This window comes from Pelosinus propionicus DSM 13327, assembly GCF_900114615.1.
GTDB lineage: Bacteria > Bacillota > Negativicutes > DSM-13327 > DSM-13327 > Pelosinus > Pelosinus propionicus.
Map to the genome: position 1 here is coordinate 94,811 of NZ_FOTS01000014.1, position 23,793 is coordinate 118,603.

A 23,793-nucleotide genomic window follows, 5' to 3' on the forward strand; every position below is an offset into this window, starting at 1 on the left:
GCAAGCCTTATCTGCTAGGCTTATAGTGGGTGTGCAAAAGCTTGTGGGATCTATGCCCTAGAGGTTCTCCCAGAAACTTTTGATAAATCTCCTGTATTTCTGGATTTTCATGAGACTTTCGATAACGCTGCTCTTCATCATGCTGATAGGTACTGGCTTTCCGATTTTCATAAGCTCTTTTTCCATCAACAGGCAAGAGCATTTTCGGCTGACCACCACCACTGATGCAGCCCGCTGGACAGGTCATGACCTCCATAAAGTGAAAATCTGTCTTTCCTCTTTTTATTTCTTCCAAAACGGGAACTACATTTTTCAATCCTGAAACCACAACGGTTTTCAGCTTTAATGAGCCAGTATCCAAGACAACTTTTCTGACACCTTGTTCCCCTCTGGCACTTGTTATATTTACATTTTCAATCGCTTCTTTCGTTATGAGTTCATAAGCAGTACGAATCGCAGCTTCCATAACGCCACCTGTTACTCCAAAGATAGTACCTGCACCTGAGTACATTCCCAAGGGCTTATCAAAACTCTCTTCGGGCAAAGCATTAAAATCAATCGAGGCTTCCTTAATCAGATACGCTAATTCTCTAGTCGTTAAGACAGCATCTACATCCTGAAAACCGCTGGACTTCATCTCAGGCCGGTCGGCCTCAAACTTCTTACAGGTACAAGGCATAATTGCAACACTGTATACTTCTTGGGCATCGACTCCATCTACAGCCGCACCATAAGTTTTAAACATACTTCCTGCCATTTGCTGAGGTGACTTACAGCTTGATAAATGGTCAATCAGTTCCGGATATTCATTTTCCACAAACTTTACCCATGCGGGGCAACAGGAGGTAAACATCGGCAATGGTCCGCCCTCTGTGATTCTCTTAACCAATTCGCTGCCTTCCTCCATTATGGTTAAATCAGCAGCAAAGTTCGTATCATACACTCTCGTAAAGCCCAAACGCTTTAAAGCTGCAACCATTTTACCAGGTACCAGACTGCCAAGAGGCATGCCAAACTCTTCAGCAAGAGAGACTCTGACTGCCGGAGCACATTGTACCATGGAAAATTGTTTTTTATCCGCTAACCGCTTCTTTACTTTGAAAAAGTCCCCATGGTAATAAGCAGCAAATAGTGGTTCATTCACAATTGGCATATTCCGCTCTTGCAGTCGTTGGCTGCGGGATGTTGCGTACTGTTCAAAAGGAGAATCGTAACCACTGCATATTTGCACACATTGTCCACACATAACACACTTCGCCGCATTAACCGACTGAGCTTTTCCCTGCTGACCTTCAATTGCATTCACAGGACATACTTCCGAGCATCGCCCACATCCTGTACAAAGTTCTGCATCGATTTTAATATTTTCTTGTAATTTCTTCGCCACCACGCATCACTCCCTGACCATGAATTCATTATGGAATCCACCCATTTTATTGGCCGCCGCAATACGCCGTTGTGTTCGCTCTTTTACCATATCAACATATTGAAGGGCCTCGCGGGGACAAGCCTTTACACATGCGGGCTCTCCCCCACATAGATCACATTTACTAGCAATAACCTCTGGTTCATTTTGCAGAAGGTCACCATCACCTACGGACTCTTGGTGAGAAAAAATCAATTCAATGGCTCCAAAGGGACAAGCGATCATACAGCTTTTACAGCCAATACAGCCTGTTTCATCAATTACAATCCGATTGCTCTGCTTTTTTATGGCTGATACTGGACAACTCTTTAAGCAAGGAGCATCTTCACAATGGCGGCATTGAACTGGCATTGTGATCTCATGACTTTTCACGAGATACAAACGCGGATTTAGAGAAAAATTCATATTCCCTACCGTCTTAATTTCTGTATCCAAATGAGCAACAGCACAAGCCACTTCGCAGACACGACAGCCAATGCATTTTTTTGGATCACCCAAAACAAATGAATTCAAATTACGACTCACTCCTCCATTCTTTACTTATACTAAAAAAGATGTAAACACGAAGACACGAAGTGCATGAAGAACACTGCCTATTTCCCGTGTTTTCTTCTGCTCTTCGCGCTTTCTAGTATTTTGCGAACATCAATTATGATTTGACTATATAAGTCTTTCAGATTACAATTATATCAAAATTTATTCCATACTAATAATACTAATAACATTCGTCTCCCATACTTTTTAGGTATTTATATTTATAGGAGAGTGCTTTTATGATCAGTCTTCGTGAAATACAATATTTTCTTGCCATTGCACAAGAAGGCAATATCACAACAGCCGCTCAGCGCTTGCATATGGCTCAGCCTCCTCTTAGCCGGCAAATGAAACAACTGGAAGATAATTTAGGTACAAAGCTTTTTGAACGTGGTCATCGAAAAATTCAACTTACAGAAGCAGGGCGCTTGCTGCGCAACCGAGCGGAGCAATTACTAAAGCTTATGGATACAACGGTAAAAGAAATCAGAGACATTGATTCTGGTGCCTACGGTACATTGTCCATAGGCACAGCTTCCTCGTCCGGTGTAACCATTCTGCCAAAAGTAGCACGTATCTTTCGCAATCATTATCCTGATTTAAAGTTTGAATTATGGGAAGGGGAGTCAATTCGCATTATTGAACTGCTAAATGCAGGTTTAATTGAAATCGGCTTAGTACGTTTCTCTTTTGATACGGATACTTATGAATCCATCGAATTACCGAAGGAACCTTTAGTCATTGCTATTCATAAGGACAATGTTGGAATTTTAGAGGAAGCAGGAGATTCCATTCCCTTGCAAAAACTGATTGATCAACCACTAATGATTCATCGTAAATACGAAATCATTATAACGGAACATTGCCAACAAGCTGGTTTTAACCCTTATCTACTTTGTAAGAGTGATGATATTATGCCTATTTTAGCCTGGGCCGACGCAAATGTAGGTCTAGCAATTGTACCGCGAGCTGCCATTGGTCTGATCCCGAACACAAACCTCGTGTTTAAGACGATTAGCGATCCTTGTATCAATATTGCATCCGCAGTTATCTGGATGCGCAACCGCCACTTATCGGCTGCTGCTCGTCATTTCCTCACTTTATTCACAACGATCACGCAAGCTCCCTCTCCTCAATCCTAATTTTAGAAAGGAGCGTCGACGCCTTGAATCAGCAGCAAATCAGTGCCGTTATCTTAGCTGGCGGTAAAAGTAAGCGTATGGGACAAGACAAAGCCTCTCTTCCTTGGGGTAAGCATGATATTCTGCACAGTATTATTGAATGTATGGAGAAAATCGCACAAGACATTCTTGTCATCAGCAATCTGTCTCGTATTTTACCTCCCTCAGTCCGAGTCTTGACCGATATCATTCCCCAATGCGGCCCTTTAAGCGGAATACATGCAGGTTTGCATTATGCTAAATCTGCTACTATTTTTGTTATTAGCTGTGATATGCCTTTTGTCATACCAGAAGCTGTGCAAACAATTGTAAACTGCGCAGCAGCTAACAAAGAGCGAGATGCGATACTGCCCTTATATCAGGGTAAAATACAACCGATTTTTGCTTGTTACCAAAAAAGTTCTCTCCCAATCATGGAACAAGCTTTGTACGCTGGTCATTACAAAGTATCATCACTTTGCAACTTGCTAAATAGCTTCTACCTATCAGAAGAAATGTGGCCGCCTACAATCAATTTGGAACTCTTATTTAAAAATTTAAATTCTTTTACCGACTATCAACAGGCCTATTTATATCACAAAAGCAGGTGAATGAAATGATTGTATTAGAAGATGCCCTTACCCTTTTATTAAACCATGCGCCACTGCATTGCAATACCACGAGATTACCGCTGGCAGAATGTTTTGGCCGTATTTTAGCAGAAGATATTACTTCGACTATGGATTTTCCTCCTTTTAATCGTTCTCCTTTAGACGGGTATGCGGTACAATTCAAAGATATTATCCATGCATCAGCAGAACATCCTGCCCTGCTGACGCAAATTGAATCCGTTCCTGCAGGATCGGTTCCTTACAACACAATCAGTTCCGGACAAGCAACACGAATTATGACGGGTGCAAAAATTCCAGAAGGTGCTGATGCCGTTGTTCGCTTAGAAGATACAGGCACAGTTAACAGTCAAATCGCAATATGGACTGCTGAAAAAGCAGCAACCAATATTTGTTCGCAAGGTGAAGAAATCCGTATCAATGAAAAAGTCTTAACAGCAGGCACTCTCTTAGAAGAAGGAGCACTTGGGCTTTTGTCCATGTTGGGACATGCCAATCCGCTGATTTTTCATAAACCAAAGATTGGTATCCTCGCCACTGGCAGCGAGCTCTTATCTCCTTCTGATCCAATGAAACCCGGAAAAATCCGTGATTCCAACAGTTATATGCTCTTGGCAAAAGTCCTTAAAGCTGGCGGAGAACCGGTTTTACTTGGGCGTGTTGAAGACAATTTATCCTCAATAATCACAAAGCTTTCTGCTCATCCTAATCTGCCTCTATATATTACAACAGGGGGCGCTTCTGTTGGCGATTATGATTTAATGGAAAAACTATTTCAGGAATTACAAGTTCCTCTCCTCTTTAAAGGTGTCGCAATAAAGCCAGGCATGCCTGTTTTAGCTGGGATTTGGAAAAATTCTTTACTGATGGCTCTATCTGGCAATCCCGCAGCTGGCAGTGTTTCCTTTGAAATGCTAATCACCCCACTTATTCGTAAAATTGCAGGATTAAGGAATTGGAAGCATAAAAAATCTACGGTAAAACTATGGGGTACCTTTAAGAAAACATCACCAACTCGCCGTTTCGTTTGGGCACGCTGGTTTGTAAAGCAAGGTACCATTTATGCAGAACCACTATCCCATCAAGGCAATGGAATGCTAAAATCAGCTTTAGAAGCCAATGCACTACTTGAAATCCCAGCTCATAATCCCATTATAGAAAATGGAACAGAGCTGGAAGCAGTACTTTTACAACTATAGAATGAGGACCATTCTTTCTAAAGGAGTATTCTAAATGAAAACTGTACATGTAACCAATGCTGTGGGACTCGTACTTGGTCAAGATCTAACCAAAATTGTCCCTGGCGAGTTTAAAGGAGTCGCATTTCATAAAGGACATATCATTTGTCAGGAAGATATCCCTGTAATGCTAAGTATGGGCAAAGATCATGTTTATATTTTGGAAATGGGCCCTAGAGATGTCCATGAAAACGCTGCAGCAGAGCAGCTTTCACGGCTTGCAGCTGGAGCTAATATTGTTCGGCAGCATGCTAGTGAAGGTAAAGTAACGATGATAGCTGACACTTTTGGCTTATTAGATATCCACATTGATAAACTATTACAAATTAATGAAATGACAGGTGTTGCTTTATCAACTCTGCATACCGGTACCCTCGTCAAAAAAGATGACATAGTGGCTGCTGCCAAAATCATTCCACTAACACTGCCGCAAGACACCCTGGATCATATTGAAAAAATCTGCGCTTTGGAAAAGATTATTTCCATTAGACCCATGCCAGCGAAAAAAGCTGGTTTAGTTGTAACTGGCAATGAAGTTTTTTATGGTCGTATCAAAGATCGATTTAAAGAAGTCATTCAGAAAAAAGTGTTAGAATTAGGCAGTGATCTGTCACAAACTATTTTTGTACCAGATGATGCCAACAAAGTTTCCGCTGCAATTAAAGAGCTTACTGTCGAAAACGACTTGGTCTTTGTCACAGGCGGCATGTCTGTCGATCCTGATGACATCACGCCTCTGGCTGTACGCCAAACTGGAGCAGATGTTATTGTTTACGGTACTCCCGTATTGCCGGGTGCTATGTTTTTATTCGCTTATCTTAATGGCACACCCATTTTAGGCATTCCTGCTTGTGGAATGTTTAGTAAAATTACTGTTTTAGATGTAATCTTGCCTAAAGTTCTCGTTGGCGAGAAAATTACATCCCGCATCATTGCTTCCTTAGGGCATGGAGGTCTTTGCCGGACTTGCACCGAAGGATGTCATTATCCCAATTGTTCTTTTTGTAAATAACAACTAATTATTTTAAAAAGCTATGATGAATAAGCTGTTTGCATATATGTGCAAACAGCTTATTCACTATAAAAAGGACTAGCATCGTAATTCATTACGATCTTACATCACTAAAGAAAACGAAAAGCATCTATGCTCTAAAAAAATACTTTTCAGGTTGCAGGTATCAAAAGAAATAGTAGCGAATTACTATTTAAATACCATATTTCGCTATTTTTCGACTTATTTTTCACAAATTTTATTTTCTTACATTCAGCGCTTGCATTGGGGTGAATCAGCTTTGAAAATCGTCATCCATAGAATCCGCAACTTTATTTTGTTTATTGCCATATGGAAGATACTATTACTACCAGCTAGCGCATCCGCTCAAGAGATGCTCCTGCAATCAAAATGGACACACCCATTTCAAGCTGCAGGTTATTATGCTGCCATTGAAAAAGGAACTCCCAAGACTACCATCGCAGATGAAGTCGTACAATCCCTTCCCAGCGTAGATAATTCTTTAATTCGCCCACTCATTGCGATTATTGGCATTCTTACATTGTGCTTGATCTTATTTATCATTTTCAATATCAAACTTAGAAATATAGTACGTAAGAGGACATTTCGTCTAGAAAAAAAGTTCAGTGAACTCAAAGAAAAGAAAAAGATAATCCGCCGCTTGGCTTATTACGATATTTTGACCAACCTGCCAAATCGCCTGTACATCCAAAATATGCTCTCTGCAAAAGCAGTCGCATCGCAAAAGGGTGAAAATGAATTCGCGGTTGTATTTATTGATCTCGATGATTTTAAGAGAATTAATGATGCGATGGGACATGCTGTCGGTGATGACTTTTTGAAAATGGTTACACAAAGAATTTTGAGTTGTTTACGGAATAATGATATCATTGCTCGTATCGGCGGAGATGAATTTATTTTATTGCTGCCCAATTTAGATAAAGAAGAAACCACTTTGGCAATTGAAAAAGTGATTAATGCCATTAAGGAACCATGGCCGTATCGCGAAAGTCTTTATTATCTTTCAGCCAGTGCTGGGATTACTTTTTCTCCCCAAAACGGTCAATTATTTGATGATCTTATTAAAACCGCCGCTATGGCACTTTATGAGGCCAAACGTCAAGGCAAAAATCGGTTTGATTTTTTCACTGAGACAATGCAGGTTCGATCGATCGACCGCCTGCAATTAGAAATGGATTTACATCAAGCAATTTATGAGCATTCCGGATTAGTATTGCACTATCAGCCCCAAATCTCTTACGATGGCACTATTATTGGAGTGGAAGCTTTAGTACGCTGGAATCATCCAACAAAGGGCTTGCTGTTTCCCGATGCATTCATTCCTTTAGCAGAAGAGACAGGCTTAATCATCCCCTTAGGCGATTGGGTTATCCTCACAGCTTGCAGGCAAAATATGCAATGGCAGAAATCAGGCTACCCTCCTGTGAGGATTTCTGTAAATCTATCCGTGAAACAGTTTCAAAATCCTCATCTTTTACAGAACATCCAGAGTATTTTACAAAAAACAGACTTACCTCCTCATTTGCTGGAGCTAGAGATTACGGAAACGGTAGCGATTAGAAATGCAGAACTTACCTTATCTTTGCTAAATTCCCTGCGCTCCATAGGAGTGCGCCTAGCTCTTGATGACTTTGGCGTAGGGTATTCTTCTTTTATGTATTTGAAGAGTTTCCCCATTGATATCTTGAAAATTGATAAATCATTTATTCGTGATATCACTTTAAATCAAGAAAGCCAAGCTATTATCCAAGCTATTTTACAGGTGGCTAAAAGCCTGCGTTTTAAAGTAGTAGCAGAAGGAGTGGAAACATCAGAACAGCTTGCATCTCTAAAAAAGCTTGATTGTCCTATCATGCAAGGCTATCTGTTCAGCAGACCCATACCTGCTGATAAAATGGATACCTTTTTAAAGAACGAAAATCAATGGACTTAATAACAATCAATTAACGCTTATGCAAAAGACCTCCAACCTATTGAAAAGAAAGTAGGTTAGAGGTCTTTTATTAAATTTTACTTTTTTACGCAGAAAACAGAATAAAATTCTATTATTAAGTATATATTTAGAATATTATTCTTAATTATTCATAAGTAAGAGAACTTTAGCATTTACATGAAAAAGCGTATAAAATTATAATAGCATTGAGGTGATCAACAATGGATCTTATTGATAAAAAGATTCTTTATTTACTGCAAAGTAACGCAAGAATGTCAAATGCAAATATAGCCCGAGAAATAAAGCTTGCTCCTTCTGTTACATTATCTCGCGTCCGCAAGCTAGAGGAACAAGGAATCATTACAGGCTATGAGGCTAAACTCAATCATCATGAACTTGGTTTAGACATGCTTGCATTTGTTTTAATTCAAGTAACAGGAGATAAAGACATTGAAAGCTTATTAATTGCTATTCCAGGTGTTCAAGAGGTCCACAATGTTGCTGGTGATGATTGCTATCTGATTAAAATTCGGACTCGGAATACAGAATCTTTAAGCAAGCTATTAAAAGAAAAAGTTAGAGGCGAGTCTATCTCAACAAAGACAATCATTGTTCTTACTACGTTGAAAGAAACTTCAAAACTAACATTTTAATTCAAATACAATTATCAATGGAGGTTTTAAAAATGAATTCTTCAAATCGCATCACTTTTCCGATTGTAATTGCATTATTAGCAGTTTATTTTCCCTGGGGCGGCACATATTTAGCAATGAAATTCGCAGTGGAAACTCTTCCTCCATTTTTGCTGGCAGGAACTCGTTTTGTAATCGCTGGAGCAATCCTATATTTGTGGGAGGTGTATAAAGGAACAAAAACGCCTGATACGCTTCATTGGCGCAACGCTGCCATTATTGGAGGGCTAATGCTTTTAGGCGGTAATTCGTTGGTAGTTTGGGCAGAGCAGACAGTTTCTTCAGGTATTGCAGCATTAATTGTTGCTACTGTTCCCTTATGGATGACCATATTGGCTTGGATATGGCAAGGAAATGCAAGACCCACTATCTATGTACTGCTTGGGTTATTATTGGGATTTTTAGGTCAAGTACTGCTAGTCAGCAATTCCTTTCACTCCTCCAGCTACGATTCCTCACAAATCTATGGATATCTGGTATCAATGTTTGCTTCCTTATCGTGGGCAATAGGTTCCTTATATTCACGAAAAGCACAATTGCCCAAATCCGCGCTCATGTCTATAGCAATTCAGAATATAATGGGTGGAGTACTGTGCCTAATCGTGGCAATCTCACTGGGTGAATTAGGTCAATTGAATATCGAGCAAGTATCAACTCGCTCGCTCTTCTCGTTCGCATACTTGATTTTTATCGGCTCAATTATTGGTTTCAGTGCTTATATTTGGGTTCTGAAAGCAACCGAACCAGCTATTGCTTCCACTTATGCTTATGTTAATCCAATCGTTGCGGTCTTTTTAGGATGGGCATTTGCCAATGAACAATTAACCTCCAGCACTGCTATAGCCGCGCTTATCATTTTAGCTTCTGTCTTCTTAATCACTAGAAATGCGGCTCCGAAAAAGCTGCCGTCCCCTACAACAGCAGCAAAGAATATTTAATTTTTATAACTCTTGCAGCTACATTCTTCTCCAAGTTTTGTTTGAGTCTTTTATCATAGCGGGAACGACTCGAACTGGGTCAACAGTCACAAAAAGGTATGCATCCTCAGAGTGTGTCTTTTTTCTAAACGTAAATGGCAGAAAGAGGAACAATATAATTGCACCCACAATATAAAGATCTGGCAGGCTAAATAGGAATACACTGCTTACAAAAAGAATGATCATAATGATATACAAAAACATAAACATTATACTATTTTCACCTCCGCTACTTCCATTTTCCCGATTAATGCAATTTACACTTGCTATAGAACTAATCACATACACTGCTACTCTCTATGATTCGCACAGCTCCATAAATAAAAGTAAACGATCAGAGATATACCCTGACCGTTTACTTTTTATTAAACCAAAACGGCAACCTGGCAATCATAGACCTCCGTCCTTAGACCCATAGCTTTGCGTCCCCATCTTTCGACAGGTTTGCCAAATATTTACTTACTTTCATCATATTAATACTAAAAACTACATAAGTCAAGCTTTTTTCAGGACTTAAACCCCATGGTTCAAGATTTAGGTCCTATTGCTCATCTATAAACGGCTAGCTCTTCCAATCCCTTCATTTACTGGTCCAAGACTTTTTTCATTCCATGTGGGCAAACAGCAACACAAATTCCACAAACATGCCCCTGAAATTGAGAGTAGTGGTTTATTTTCCATACGTCGCATTTTCTTACATCAATTAATTCTTCCCTTGATAAATCCTCACTCCAGAGATTGCCGGCAATTGCACCAGCTGGACATGCATAAACACATCTTTTACATGTACCACAATAATTTTTTAGAAGTAAACCATTGGTCTGAAATGGTATATCAGTTAACACGGTAGAAATCCTAATCCTTGGACCATATTTCTTCGATATTAGCAGAGAGCTTTTACCAATCCACCCTAAGCCGCCCCTGACGGCAGCGACTTTATGAGGAAATTCACCTTTGATATTGACAAAATCAGTTCTTTTGGAAGAAGGTATTGCGTAAGCAAGATACCCCTGCCTATTGATTTGATTTTTTAATGTTTCCGTTATCAAATCAAGTTTATCATTTACATTAAGATATTCATCATAATACACTTGATTTGGTCCTGATATGATCTCATCAACTATGGTTGGCGAAAGAGGCAGTCCAATTGTTATTGCGTATGAAGTATTTTTAAACTTACCGGAAGAAAAATCACCTACATAAGCAAACCCGTATAATAGATGATCAAATGCATCCAACGTTTTTATTATATCCTTTTGTATTTCCAAAGCAGTTATTTGCAACCTGTTCGCCTCCCAGCTAGTATTACTTTTATTATACTGGCGGGTAACGTCTCTTTGAAATTGAAAAGGATTATGAATGATATAAAAAAAGCCTATATCATAACCGAATTCTCTTGAAGTTTTTTAATCAAAGTGTGTACTGTGGGTGAAAGATTTTTATCTTTGCGAGTAATCGCAAACAGCGGTATTTTCAATTGACTTCGTTCGTTAAATATATAAAATTTATCATTTTCTTTATTGAGATTCTCTACCACACTGCGTGGAAGCAGCGCAATCCCTAGTCCCTCCATCATCGCATTTTTTACAGAATCAAAATCACTATATTCAAAAGTTGAATTCAGTCCATGTTTTTGCAGCAATTCATCGCACAACATACGAAAGGTACAGCCTTGTCGAAAATTGATTACTGGATACTCATCAATTTGCGGACAATTCTTATCTTTCATCAGCTTTTTATGCCCAGCCCAAACAAGATCTTCCGAATGAATCATAATTGTATTTAAGTATTTCGCAGAGATAAAGTCATGTACAATACCGATGTCATATTGATTGTTATTAAGTCCATTAAGCACACAGCTTGAATTTAAGCAAATTTCCACGTTAATTTTATCAGCATTACCACTTGTTTGTAGTTGTAGTAATGCGGGTGAAAGCAAAGAATTAATATAACTGCTTGATATACCAACCCTCATATACTGAACTTCTGAAAAGCAATGAATGTTAGTAACTGTTTCACCATAAATTCTAAGAATTTTTTCTGAAGGATCAATTAAGTATCTGCCAGCATCCGTAATATACAGTTTTTTACCAATCCTTTCAAATAACTGTACCCCAAAATGTTCTTCCAGCGAACGAATTTGGGCCGAAACCGTTGGCTGTGTAAAATTAAGCAACTCTGCAGCTTGTGTAATATTCTCAAGTTTAGCAACTACACAAAAGGTTTTTAATAAGCGAATATCCACGATACACCTCAAATACTAGTTTTATCCCTTCCTACTAAAATCAGAAGAGACTGACCTCTACTCTGATTTTAGTAGGAATAACACTTTGTAGCAATAGCATCAAAATAATAAAACTAGCAATCATCTTTTCATGATGATGCGGTCTAAAAAAATAAACACCAGCAGCGATTCCTCTTTGCTGATGTTCGGAATGATTAATACTATGACAAAACCTTGCTTTGTGCTCTTTCAATTGAGTATAATGACTCCATAACTAGATACTTTTTCTAAGTACGGAGGATGACTCTATGGATACCAGGCAATTACAATCCTTCCTCGCTGTAGCTCATTATTTAAATTTTACAGAGGCAGCCAAACATCTCTTTCTTGCACAATCTTCACTAAGCAGACAGATTGCAGAGTTGGAAAAAGAGCTTGGCGCTCCCTTATTTATTCGTACAAATCGAACAGTTACTCTAACATCAGCAGGGAATCTATTACGAAAAGAGGCTGACGCTCTAATCAGCAAGATAGACGGCTTAATTACACAAATTCATCAACTTCAAGAAGGCCTTACTGGTGATTTAAAAATTGGCTGCCTTGGCGTTGAAAAATATTTTTTCCCTGAACTGATAAAAAATTTTTCAGAAAAGCATCTGCACATTCAACTGCATATCGATTGGTTTAGTCTAAAAAAATTAAATCAGGCATTAGAAGCTGGACATATCGATGTTGGTTTTTCTTTAGAGTCTGAAGTTCAAAATATCCCTAATTTATTGTCCAAAACCTTATACACTGATCGTTTAGCAGTGGTCGTTCCTTGTGACCATCCGCTGGCCAGTACTACCAGTATCAGTCTCTCGGAATTAGCAGAGGAATCCTTCGTAATCATGTCTAGAAACGAGGTTCCCAATAGCTTTGATTTTATTACGAAACTCTGCATACAAAAAGGCTTTTTTATGAAAATTACCAAAGAAGCGGCTTCCTTAGAAACACTTTTTCTATTAGTTGAATTAGGTATGGGACTTTCAATTCTTTCTTATAAAATGCAAGCAAATAGTCACTCAAATCTCCGTTTTATACCCATCTCAGATAAAGATGCCCTCATATCCATTGTAATTTCTTGGAATAAAGATAATACGAATCCAATCATCCCTTTGCTTCTTCAAGAGCTGGATACGATTTTATCAAATCTTAGCTAACGTTCCCTATGAGCGTGGCGGCTTCGAGTAATCCAAATAATTTTTATATTTTTTCAGCCGTTCCGGCAATTCCTGTATATTCGGATTTGGCTTTAAAGAAACTTTCATCAATTCATCTGCATGTTCAAATTTTCCTGAAAGCAGCACATGAGAATGCGCTTTATCTTCCTCAGCTATTTCAAACTTCACTTTATTATTTATCACCTGCAGCGTTCCTCTTACTCCACATGTCCCACATATTGCAGGAAAATTATGCTCTTCATTTCTAATTTCAATAAGCTTCGAATGACACATAGGACAAACTCCTGATTCGCCAATATACTCGGCGTCTGCTATCGGATTCATTACTGTTTTTGCTACATGCTTGCCAGACTGATGCGCTCTTTGCAGTGCTTCTTCTTTGAAAACGATTGAAGCAGGTAATCCAACCCAATTCACCAATATTTTGTCAACCACTTCGATTTGAAGAGGCAAAGCAAACAAATGCAGCATAGGAAGTGCCAAATTATCCCACTCGCTTCCGCCAACAGCAATTAACGATGCTGCTCTTGGCTTAAAGGCTCTTTCATCCGGTCCTCTGCCTGTAGTAATCCCTTTCTCATTCCGTATCTTTTTAGCAATCATACGGAATGCTACATCATGAGAAGGTCCCATTCTATCATTTAGTACTTTTAGCAATCCACTTGGGCTTTTCTCATAAATAGGAGATCCTAGAATTAATCCATCGCATTCCATTATTTTCTCATCAATAAATGCAAAATCATCATCCTTTAGAATACAGTCGCCAGGCCCGGACTTCTCAAATAAGTTTACTACACAGGCATTACAGCCTGTACAAGGTTTGATGTGCAAATCATGCAGACGTATCAGTTCTACCTCTGCTCCCATCTCTTGCGCTCCCATCAGTGCCTCTTTTACTAATATTTCTGTATTGCTCATTTTTCTGCCACAGCTTATTCCTAATATTTTCATATAGTCCTCCCAGCAATTTTGCTATATCTTCTTTCAAAAGTAACCTATTTTATTATAAACGGTACTATCAGACAGGTATAATCGAAAAAACCGTGCATACAATCGGAATAATGCATACTTCTTTTTTGCCTACTACGTATTTTTCTAAATTGACCTATGAAAAAACATACTATTGTATGTATTGACTATCAGTGAATGAGTGTTGCAAATTCAAATTTATCAATTTTTGCATTCTACACCTGTAGTAAGTCATTTAACAGCATTTTTAGCAAAGAAACCGTGATTTTGGGAGATTTAACCCCTATCCAATATTTGACATTTCTTTTTAGAAGGAAGACAATAAAAAGAAAGCTAAATGGTTGGTGATTTTCTTATGAAACGAAAAGGAACATCGCTTTTAGAAAAACAAATACTACATACCATCTTCGGAAAAATTGAAAACGGCAGCCTTGCGATCCGCTACTGGGATGGCGAAGAAATTATCTACGGTCAGCCAAAGGGTAACATGAAACTTATTTTTAAAACGATGCCAACGTTACATTTCGCTAATGACCCTATTCTCGCTATGGGTGAATCTTATATGAGCGGCGCTCTTGATTACGAAGGGCATCTAGAAGATTTCCTCCGCCTACTCGATGCCAACCCTCAGGCTTTTGTAAAGAACAATATTCTCACAAAGACTGTTCAAGCAATGAGCGGGTTAAGCAGCCGATTTCAAGCCAAACAGAATATTCAACATCATTATGATCTTGGCAATGATTTCTTTTCTTTATGGCTTGATAAAACGATGAGCTATTCCTGCGCCTACTTCAAACACAGTGACAATACACTGGAACAAGCTCAGTTGCAAAAAATTGACTATATCTTAAAGAAGCTGAATCTAAAACCGGGAGAAGCCTTGCTCGACATCGGCTGCGGCTGGGGCTGGCTTATCATTAAAGCCGTGCAAACCTATGGTGTGAAAGCTATGGGCATAACCTTAAGTGAAGAGCAATTCAAAAAAAGTCAGCAGCGAATTGCCAGTTTAAACTTAACGGATCAAATAACGGTCAAACTGCTAAATTATCTTGATCTGGATGAGAAAACCTATCGTTTCGATAAAATCGTCAGCGTGGGTATGTTTGAACATGTAGGCAAAAAGAACATTCCCAATTATCTTGAGAAAATATCCAGTCTGCTGGCACCAGGAGGTTTATCGCTGCTTCACACCATTACCGATACCACTGAGAACAAACCAGAAAATTCATGGATTAAGAAATTTATATTTCCTGGCGGCTACGTTCCGTCCCTGCGTGAAGTCATATGGCAACTGCCAGAATATGATTTTCATCTCCTCCATATGGAAAGCCTCCGCATGCATTATGCCAAAACTCTTGACTGCTGGTATCATAATTTTTCTGATCATATCGATATTATTAAAGAGAAATTTGACGACCAATTTGTCCGAATGTGGAGTCTTTACCTCCAAGGCTGCGCTGCTGCGTTCCGAGCGACAGGGCTGGATATTCATCAACTCCTTTTTTCAAAAGGCTTAAATAATAATCTGCCGCTAACGTACGAGCATTTACATAACTGACGCTATCTTATAGCTTTGGGATAATCTATGGTGATTTTACTGAAACACTAAGCCTCCTATCCACTTTAAATCTTAACTTATATAGAAGAAGGCGCATTTACCTTATCGATAAATAGCGCCTTTCTTTATTTTCTTATTGCTAGTAGTTATTTCAATTATCATTGTTCTCATTTCTTTATAGTTTTTATAATGAATAAGACGAATAATAAAAACGGTATAATATAAATAAAAAACTACCTATTTTATACAATACATAGGTAGTTTTTCATTTATTGCATAAATTTGAGATTCCCGAGGTCTTTCCCATAACAGTGGCTTATGTTGACACGAAGTATTCATATTGATGAGCAAGACATTCTATATCACGCATGTTGATTAAAAAGAAAGTAAAGACAAAAGACATTTTTTCTAAAATCGTGGTTGCTAACAAACGATTCAAAAAGAGGCGTCTTTTTTAACATTCGTATATACGGATCATCCATTAGTTATTATTTCAAGTATTTTCGAGAATTTTCTTTTAGCATCAACTGATAATCTTCTAAAATTGTGGAATCAGAATGTAGCAGTTCACGCAAAGCCAAGGCACAAGAGCCAATTACTCCAGAATGTACACCAAGATCTGAAATTTTGATCTGTACTGACTTGGCAACCTCAGGAAAAGAATGATTGTTTACCATATCTATAATAGGATTAATGAAAGTTTCTGCCCCTCCCCCCAATTTACCGCCAATAAAAATTGCTTCTGGATTATACATATTAACGACATTGGCAATGACCAAGCCTACGTATTTCCCTACTTGTTGCAAGAGTTCCCATGAGTAAGAACCTTCACTCTTTGCCGATTTCAAAATATCTTCAATGCCAATTTTTCCAGTCTGTTCCCAAACTATTTTTAGAGGATCTTGAGGGTTTATCATTGCTAATTCATCATTTGCTTTGCGCAGTAATGCTGGAATGCCGCAGATGGCTTCTAAGCAACCTCGATTCCCACAATTACATAAAGGACCATTTTCCATCATGAAACTATGTCCAATCTCTCCAGCATGCCCTTGAGCACCTTGTATCACTCGATCAGCACTAATAACACCAGCACTAATCCCTTCACCTAGATTAACGTAAACTAGGTTTCTAAAGCTGATACCACCACCAAACCACCACTCCGCCAGGGCCGAAGATTTGGCGTTGCTTTCAATAAATATAGGCAATTTCATTTCATTTTTCAATGTTTCTTTTAAAGGAAACTGACGCCACTTAGGTCCTAAGTTGACGGAACGCTTCACGATCCCTTCTCTAGCACTTATAAGCCCAGGGAAAGCAATCCCGATGCCCAAAAAATTCTTGTTTCGGTTTTCTTCACTATAACGGACTTGCCCCAAGGCCCCTATCAATTGAGGAATGCCAATATCCGGTTCTGTCATATCAAGATCCAGGGTTATGCTATGAATGGGAGCATTCTCCAAATCAGCGATCACAAGCACTGTTTCATGACTTGTGATCTCAACTCCAATAACATAACCAGCTTTAGCATTAAATTTAAGCTTCATAGGCTTACGTCCACCTTGAGAAGTCCCAAGCCCCACTTCTATGACAAATCCCATCTCTAGTAATTCTCGAATAATACCCGTTATGGCAGGTGGCGTTAGGCCTGTTAATTGAGCTAATTGCTGACGAGATACCAATTCATTTTCTTTGATGATATTAAGAACAGTCATTCTATTTAAATTTTTAACATATTTACTATTACCAGGTTTTTTTACCATTTTATCACCTTACTTCCATTTAACGAAAAATCTTTTTTATGTTAATTAACTATCTGTTTGTTAACATTCTCTATAAAAGGTGGAATTCCTGCAGATTTTTTTGCTAACTTATTGAGTGCAGCCAGAAGTTTATGTAGCATAGTTTCTAATTTTTCTTTGGAAGTAAGACGAATGAATACATCTCTTCAGATTTACCAACCAAGATGCCATTTTTCTTAATTTCTGTCTAATTTTTCTCTATTATTCTAAGGGAAAACCAAAATATGTTTTTACATTGTTAAAGGAAATGTCTTTCACAATTTCGCCAACCATGTCAAAATCAGCAGCTACTTCTCCATTTTCAATCCATGTTCCTAATAAATTACAAAGAATTCTTCTAAAATATTCATGACGTGTATAGGACAAGAAACTTCTAGAATCTGTAACCATGCCAACAAAACGACTTAATAGGCCTAAATTGCTTAGAGAAATCATCTGTTCAATCATGCCTGTTCTATTGTCAATAAACCACCAAGCTGTACCAAATTGCATTTTTCCTGGGATACCACCAGCTTGGAAATTACCAAGCATAGTTCCTAAAACCCCATTATCTTTTGGATTGAGGGTGTATAAAATAACTCTTGGCAGGCATCCTTCTATTTCTAAAGAATCTAATAATCTTGACAAACAAAAGGCTACTTGATGATCATGAATAGAGTCAAATCCGGTATCTGGACCCATTATTTTGAACATCTTCGTATTATTATTCCGTAGTGCCCCAATGTGAAGCTGCATCGCCCAACCTAAGTCTGCATACTTTCTTCCACAAAATTGCAATACAGCTGTCTTATAACGCTCTAGATCAGCATCAACAATCACTTTGCCCTGCAAGGCGTCAGCAAAGATTGCTTCTAAAACTTCTTGTGAACTTTCTAGATAAGGAACTTTTTCTAAAGCATGATCAGCTGCGCGGCAACCCATTTCATGGAAGAATTCAATCCGCTTAGTAAGAGCTTGTAAAAATTCATTGTAATTAGTAATTGTTATTCCTGCCGCCAAACCAACCTTTTCGATCCATTGGATAAAGCCAGAAGCATTTAATTCCATGCCTTTATCTGGACGGAAAGTAGGAAATACCTTAACTTTGATGCTATCATCTTCGCGAATTTTTTTATGATATTCTAAAGAATCCCCTGGATCATCCGTTGTACAAACACACTTTACATTGGACTTTTCAATCATTCCCTGAGCACTATATTCATCAAGAGCTAATAGGGCATTGGCTTTTCTCCATATATCATCAGCGGTCTTGACTGTTAAAGGCTCATAAATTCCAAAATAGCGTTGAAGTTCTAGATGCGTCCAGTGATAAAGCGGATTACCAATACATTTTTCTAAGGTTTTCGCCCACGCCAAGAACTTTTCATAATCGGTAGCACTGCCTGTAATACTTTCTTCATCCGTACCGTCACTGCGCATGGCTCGCCATTTATAATGATCACCATACAACCAAACTTCAGTAATGTTTTTAAAGCGCTTATTCTCAAAAATATCTTTTGCATCTAAATGACAATGATAATCGATAATTGGCATATCTTTTGCATATTCGTGATAAAGTTTGACTGCTGAATCATTTTCTAACAGAAAGTTTTCTCCCATAAATGGTTTCATAATAAAAGCTCCCTTCTTCTCTTTTATTTTTTAGTTGTTTATCTTAACTACCTTAGAGTACCTTTTAGGGCTTGGCGCAAGCTAAGTGTTCTAATAAACGGATAAGAAAATTTTCTTTACCATTGGTACGTGCTAGATAGAGTCCATTAAACACTAGGATCATACCAAGCCATTGAAGCCAAGTTAATACTTCTCCCAACAGTATCCATGCTCCAATAATTGCAAAAATGGGAACAAGGTTTTGAAAGAGAGAGGCTCTTGTGCTCCCAAGCTTACCAACACACCAAATCCAAGCAACATTGGCCAATAAGAGGGCGAACAAACCAGAAAAAAGGATACTAATCCATGCCTTAATAGGAACATCTCCCCATGATACAAGGCTCACTTCCGGCATGGCCACCATGCTAAATACAATCGCTGAGAGCGTCACGACATAGGCAATAATTTGGTGGGCAGAATACCGTTCCAACAAATCTCTGGAGAAAATAGTATAATAACCCACACCAAATTGGGATATTAAAATCAATGCCGCCCCCATTACATGGTTGCTGTCCAAGCTGATATTTTTATCTGATCCTAATACAACACAGATAATGCCAACTAAAGACACGAGCATACCAACGATCACAAAAAAAGAAATAGTTTCCTTTTTAAATATACGATTCATTAATATCACAGTAAGTGGCAATAGAGCATTCATAATAGATGCATTCCCTGCTGTAGTATGGGGTAAACCGATCATGAGCAGTAACTGGCTGCAACAAAATCCTAGTAACCCTACAGCAAGAATCGACGGAATATCGCATCCCTTGATTGGTTTATTAGTCCCTGAATAGAATAGTATCACCCAAGCAAATATGGATGCCAATAGTAGCCTAAGAGCATTATATAAAAGAGGTGATAGATAACCTAATCCTATTTTCATAAGAGGAGTGTTCACTCCCCAAATGAAAACCGTTAGTAAAAGAACTCCTTCTGTAATTCTCTGCTGCCTCATCATAACATCTCCATACTACTGTAACTGACGTGTATGCTTATAGCGTAACGCCATTTTTAAAGATCGCAATATCACGGAATCCCATTTTTTCAGACTTTGTTAAAGATCCAGAAGCTACGTCAATCACATGTTGCAATAATTTCTCCGCAGTATCTTCCATGGATTGACCCTCTAGTAATACACCAGCATCAAAATCCATCCAATTGGATTTGCGAGTAAAGATTTCACTATTGGTTGCAATTTTCATAGTTGGCACAGCAGTGCCAAGGGGTGTTCCTCTGCCAGTGGTAAATAAGATAATCTGGCAACCAGAAGCTGCCAATGCGGTTGCAGCTACAATATCATTGCCCGGAGCACTAAGCAGAGTAAGACCTTTATTTTTTACCACATCACCGTATCCTAAAACATCAACAACTTGACTCCGACCGCCTTTTTGCGTACAACCTAGGGATTTTTCTTCCAGAGTGGTAATTCCGCCTTTTTTATTCCCTGGGGACGGATTTTCGTAAATAGGTTGGTTATGATCTTCATAGTATTTTTTAAAATCATTCACCAGATGAACAATTTTGCCAAAAACCTCTTCGTTGATGGCGCGATCCATCAAAATGGTTTCTGCACCAAACATTTCTGGAACTTCCGTTAAGACGCTTGTACCGCCGCTTGCCCCTAGTTTATCCGAGAATGCGCCAACGAGGGGATTGCCAGTAATACCAGAAAAACCATCAGAACCGCCACATTTTAAACCTACTACTAGGTCTGAAATGGGACAATCCACTCGTTGATCCTTTGCAGTCTGCTCAATCAATTCATAAATGGCTTTGATACCACTCTCCACTTCATCTTCTACATCCTGGGCAACTAAAAACTTCACTCGGTTAGCATCATAAGGTCCTAACACTTTTTTAAATTCTTCGATATAGTTATTTTCACAGCCAAGCCCTAAGACTAATACGCCAGCGGCATTGGGATGATTCACTAAATCAGCCAGAATTCGTTGGGTGTTGGTATGATCTTCTCCTAATTGAGAACAGCCGTAAGGGTGAGTAAATTCATAAATGCCATCAATATGTTTTGCGGCTTGGAATTTTTCACTGGCACCACGCGCAATGAGCTGAGCTGTGCGATTCACACAGCCAACGGTAGGAACAACCCATATTTCATTACGCACCCCAACCTTACCATTGGCTCTAGGATAGCCTTTAAAGGTTTTGGGCAGAGACTCACTTTTACTTTCTTCGCTTACTGGACGATATTGGTACTCTAAAATATCTCCTAAGTTGGTTTTCACATTATGAGAGTGAATCCAATCCCCCATCTTTACTTCTTGGATGGTGTGTCCAATAGGAAAACCATATTTAATGATATTCGCCCCTACTGGAATATTTTCCAAGGCAATCTTATGACCTTTGGGAATTGCAGCGGTTGGAGTGACTGCTATACTGCCGACCTGATAGGTTTCACCCGCAGTAAGTTCTTCTATTGCAACGGCAACATTGTCATGAATATTAATTCGATTTAGTAACAAAATAAACCCTCCATTTCAGAGCTTACTGCTCCCTTACTTCACTAGCTCAGCAACTGTCTTTTGCATGCCAAGGTTGGTAATTTTAAATAAATATTTGCCAAGACACTCAATAAAACCATCGATTTCAGATAAATCTTTATCCCATAATTTTGTATTCTGCAGCACTTGTTTAGCTACTTGCTCGGCCGATTGTTGACTGCCATCAAAACTGGACCATGCTGCTGCAAAAAATTCTAAAGCCCATACATCATCTTTCATAATAAATTCATCTTTTTCTCTACGTGCCTGCATGCCATTGCCTTCTACTTTTCCATCTTTATACACGGCAATCAAAGCTGCTAAGGAAAAAACTAATTTTTGTGGCAAGCTGCCATTTAATGTATGATATTCAAGAATGGATGGCCAAACCCGGGCTTTAAATTTAGAGGAAGAATTTAACAATATACTGAGTAAATAATGTTTGATATAAGGGTTTTGGAATCGTTCCACTACGGCACTAGCAAATTCCTCCAGCATACTTTTATCCAGATTAATGGAAGGTATAATTTCATCTTGGATAATTTGCCGTACGTACTTACCCATCACTTCATGATCCATCATTTCACCAACTGTATCTAAACCATACAAAAATGCTGCTGGTACAGATGCAGTATGAGCACCATTTAAAATCCTTACTTTCCGAGTTCGATAAGGGGTCATATCTTCCGTCCATATAACATTAAGACCAATTTTGTGGAAGGGTAATCTCTCTGACAATTCTTTAGGTCCTTCAATAACCCACAAATGGAATAACTCTCCTGTATTCACTAGAGAATCGTCATAACCTAAAGAGTCAATGATCGTTTTGATTTCATCTCTTGGATAACCGGTTACCACACGATCCACCAACGTATTTAAGAAGTGATTATTTTCAGCTACCCAACGGGAAAATTCTTGGGGCAACTTCCAAAGCTCTGCATATTGTAATACAGCTTTCTTCAAATTATCGCCATTTCGATCAATTAATTCACAAGGCAAAATGACCATCCCTTTACTTGTATCGGCCTTAAAGTATTGAAAACGATGATATAAATAAGACGTTAATTTTCCAGGATAGGAAGTAGGTGGCTCATTTTCAAACTTATCTGTTGGATCAAAGGTAATACCAGCTTCCGTCGTATTGGAAATAACATATTCAATTAATGGATCTTCTGCACATTTTAAATAAGCATCCCACTGGGTATAAGGGTTTAAACAACGACTAATGGAACTGATAACTTCCTTTTCTTCCACTGGCTGTCCATCGCGTAATCCACGTAGTAAAAGGGTATATAAGCCATCCTGTTCATTGACCATATCAGCAAGCCCTTCTTTAATGGGTTGCGCCACTACGACACGACCATTAAACAAATTTTGTTGATTTAATAAATGAATCATCCAATCGGCAAAAGCTCTTAGAAAATTCCCTTCACCAAACTGTATTATACGTTCTGGCAAATCTCCTGGATATTTTTGTACTTTTAAGTCATTGGGAAATGAAAAATTACCATTTACTAATGAACTATTTAATTTTTCCACCGTTAACTCCCCCTAAAATATATTGTTTTATAAACCGCGAGCAGCACGTACTTTTCCAATAAATTGTTTCGCAATCTCCTCAATAGACTGGTAATCACCAGTTTTAGCACCCGCTGTCAAATTTCCGCCGATACCAACAGCGACGCAACCGGCTTTAATCCATTCTCCCACATTCTCTAAATTCACGCCGCCAGTTGGCATGAGTGGTGCTTGTGGAATTGGTCCTTTAATGGCTTTAATAAAAGATGGTCCAAAGGCATCACCTGGGAATATTTTTACGATATCAGCACCCGCTCCCATGGCGGCAATAACTTCAGCAATGGTCATAGCTCCAGGCATGACAGGAACTTGGTAACGATTGCATAACTTAACTGTCTCCAGATTTAGTGATGGACTAACAATATATTGAGCACCTGCTAAAATGGCAATTCTAGCTGTTTCAGGATCAAGCACCGTTCCTGCCCCAATAATCATTTCTTCCGGCGAATATACCTTCCGTAAATCCGCAATCACTTGGGCTGCCTCTGGAATAGTAAAGGTAATTTCAATGGCAGCAATACCACCCTTCATACATGCCTCAGTGATCTTAATGGCCTGCTCAGAATTCTGTGCTCGAATTACAGCAACTACCCCTGACTGCATCAATTTTTGCAATACATTAATTCTAGGTATCAAGCTAACCCCTCCTCAAATAATTTTTAGCTCTAT

At 38.7% G+C, this 23,793-nt stretch carries 21 protein-coding genes and 1 riboswitch; of the genes, 9 read left to right on the plus strand and 12 right to left on the minus strand.

What is annotated here, in order from left to right; translation table 11 throughout:
• Positions 1-7: 7 nt before the first annotated feature.
• Both BMZ99_RS09510 and BMZ99_RS09515 read right to left on the minus strand, forming a co-directional pair.
• Positions 8-1,390, minus strand: coding sequence for a [FeFe] hydrogenase, group A (locus BMZ99_RS09510; RefSeq protein ID WP_090935882.1), 1,383 nt, complete (start codon positions 1,388-1,390; stop codon positions 8-10).
• 3 nt (positions 1,391-1,393) lie between these two features.
• The gene (locus BMZ99_RS09515; RefSeq protein WP_245754898.1) at positions 1,394-1,939 is read right to left on the minus strand and encodes a 4Fe-4S dicluster domain-containing protein; all 546 of its coding nucleotides are present in this window, start codon (positions 1,937-1,939) and stop codon (positions 1,394-1,396) included.
• A gap of 260 nt (positions 1,940-2,199) precedes the next feature.
• Here BMZ99_RS09515 and BMZ99_RS09520 point away from each other — a divergent pair, with 260 nt between their 5' ends.
• The 7 genes from BMZ99_RS09520 to BMZ99_RS09550 all read left to right on the plus strand — a co-directional run bounded on the left by BMZ99_RS09520 (position 2,200) and on the right by BMZ99_RS09550 (position 9,583).
• Complete coding sequence (locus BMZ99_RS09520; RefSeq protein WP_090935887.1) at positions 2,200-3,102, plus strand: LysR family transcriptional regulator; 903 nt, start codon at positions 2,200-2,202, stop codon at positions 3,100-3,102.
• A 23-nt stretch (positions 3,103-3,125) separates the two neighbouring features.
• A complete protein-coding gene (locus BMZ99_RS09525; protein ID WP_090935890.1) occupies positions 3,126-3,731 on the plus strand; it encodes a molybdenum cofactor guanylyltransferase in 606 nt (201 codons plus the stop codon).
• Between the two features lie 5 nt (positions 3,732-3,736).
• Complete coding sequence (locus BMZ99_RS09530) at positions 3,737-4,948, plus strand: molybdopterin molybdotransferase MoeA (RefSeq protein WP_090935893.1); 1,212 nt, start codon at positions 3,737-3,739, stop codon at positions 4,946-4,948.
• Positions 4,949-4,982: 34 nt separating this feature from the next.
• On the plus strand, positions 4,983-5,999 hold the full coding sequence (locus BMZ99_RS09535) for a molybdopterin-binding protein (RefSeq protein ID WP_090935896.1): 1,017 nt from the start codon (positions 4,983-4,985) through the stop codon (positions 5,997-5,999).
• A gap of 280 nt (positions 6,000-6,279) precedes the next feature.
• The gene (locus BMZ99_RS09540) at positions 6,280-7,953 is read left to right on the plus strand and encodes a putative bifunctional diguanylate cyclase/phosphodiesterase (protein WP_245754899.1); all 1,674 of its coding nucleotides are present in this window, start codon (positions 6,280-6,282) and stop codon (positions 7,951-7,953) included.
• A gap of 221 nt (positions 7,954-8,174) precedes the next feature.
• Positions 8,175-8,606 carry an Lrp/AsnC family transcriptional regulator gene (locus tag BMZ99_RS09545; protein ID WP_090935898.1) on the plus strand — a complete coding sequence of 144 codons (432 nt, stop codon included), beginning with the start codon at positions 8,175-8,177 and terminating at the stop codon, positions 8,604-8,606.
• 32 nt (positions 8,607-8,638) lie between these two features.
• Complete coding sequence (locus BMZ99_RS09550; protein WP_175490521.1) at positions 8,639-9,583, plus strand: EamA family transporter; 945 nt, start codon at positions 8,639-8,641, stop codon at positions 9,581-9,583.
• A 413-nt stretch (positions 9,584-9,996) separates the two neighbouring features.
• Positions 9,997-10,081, minus strand: a riboswitch (cyclic di-GMP riboswitch).
• 125 nt (positions 10,082-10,206) lie between these two features.
• Here BMZ99_RS09550 and BMZ99_RS09560 read toward each other — a convergent pair.
• From BMZ99_RS09560 to BMZ99_RS25935, 3 genes are all read right to left on the minus strand, one after another.
• Positions 10,207-10,905 carry a 4Fe-4S double cluster binding domain-containing protein gene (locus tag BMZ99_RS09560; protein WP_090935907.1) on the minus strand — a complete coding sequence of 233 codons (699 nt, stop codon included), beginning with the start codon at positions 10,903-10,905 and terminating at the stop codon, positions 10,207-10,209.
• A 92-nt stretch (positions 10,906-10,997) separates the two neighbouring features.
• Entirely contained in the window at positions 10,998-11,867 is an 870-nt protein-coding gene (locus tag BMZ99_RS09565; RefSeq protein ID WP_090935910.1) for a LysR family transcriptional regulator, read from the minus strand.
• Between the two features lie 40 nt (positions 11,868-11,907).
• Positions 11,908-12,099: a hypothetical protein gene (locus BMZ99_RS25935; protein ID WP_139214755.1), complete on the minus strand. Its 192-nt coding sequence runs from the start codon at positions 12,097-12,099 to the stop codon at positions 11,908-11,910.
• Positions 12,100-12,154: 55 nt separating this feature from the next.
• On the opposite strand from BMZ99_RS25935, the gene BMZ99_RS09570 reads away from it, so the two are divergent.
• On the plus strand, positions 12,155-13,048 hold the full coding sequence (locus BMZ99_RS09570; RefSeq protein ID WP_090935913.1) for a LysR family transcriptional regulator: 894 nt from the start codon (positions 12,155-12,157) through the stop codon (positions 13,046-13,048).
• 6 nt (positions 13,049-13,054) lie between these two features.
• Here the strand turns inward: BMZ99_RS09570 and BMZ99_RS09575 are convergent, their stop codons facing one another.
• Positions 13,055-14,020, minus strand: a complete 966-nt coding sequence (locus BMZ99_RS09575; RefSeq protein ID WP_090935916.1) for a flavodoxin family protein — start codon at positions 14,018-14,020, stop codon at positions 13,055-13,057.
• Positions 14,021-14,393: 373 nt separating this feature from the next.
• On the opposite strand from BMZ99_RS09575, the gene BMZ99_RS09580 reads away from it, so the two are divergent.
• Entirely contained in the window at positions 14,394-15,596 is a 1,203-nt protein-coding gene (locus BMZ99_RS09580) for an SAM-dependent methyltransferase (protein ID WP_090935919.1), read from the plus strand.
• A gap of 488 nt (positions 15,597-16,084) precedes the next feature.
• Here BMZ99_RS09580 and BMZ99_RS09585 read toward each other — a convergent pair whose 3' ends face one another.
• From BMZ99_RS09585 to BMZ99_RS09610, 6 genes are all read right to left on the minus strand, one after another.
• Complete coding sequence (locus BMZ99_RS09585; protein WP_090935921.1) at positions 16,085-17,356, minus strand: ROK family transcriptional regulator; 1,272 nt, start codon at positions 17,354-17,356, stop codon at positions 16,085-16,087.
• Between the two features lie 240 nt (positions 17,357-17,596).
• Positions 17,597-19,006 (minus strand): glucuronate isomerase, encoded by a 1,410-nt coding sequence (gene uxaC / locus BMZ99_RS09590; RefSeq protein WP_090935924.1) that lies wholly within the window; start codon positions 19,004-19,006, stop codon positions 17,597-17,599.
• A 64-nt stretch (positions 19,007-19,070) separates the two neighbouring features.
• Complete coding sequence (locus BMZ99_RS09595; protein WP_090935926.1) at positions 19,071-20,006, minus strand: DMT family transporter; 936 nt, start codon at positions 20,004-20,006, stop codon at positions 19,071-19,073.
• A 34-nt stretch (positions 20,007-20,040) separates the two neighbouring features.
• Positions 20,041-21,528: a UxaA family hydrolase gene (locus BMZ99_RS09600; protein ID WP_090935929.1), complete on the minus strand. Its 1,488-nt coding sequence runs from the start codon at positions 21,526-21,528 to the stop codon at positions 20,041-20,043.
• Positions 21,529-21,561: 33 nt separating this feature from the next.
• On the minus strand, positions 21,562-23,085 hold the full coding sequence (locus BMZ99_RS09605) for a tagaturonate reductase (protein WP_090935931.1): 1,524 nt from the start codon (positions 23,083-23,085) through the stop codon (positions 21,562-21,564).
• 27 nt (positions 23,086-23,112) lie between these two features.
• A complete protein-coding gene (locus tag BMZ99_RS09610) occupies positions 23,113-23,757 on the minus strand; it encodes a bifunctional 2-keto-4-hydroxyglutarate aldolase/2-keto-3-deoxy-6-phosphogluconate aldolase (protein WP_090935945.1) in 645 nt (214 codons plus the stop codon).
• Positions 23,758-23,793: the final 36 nt, after the last annotated feature.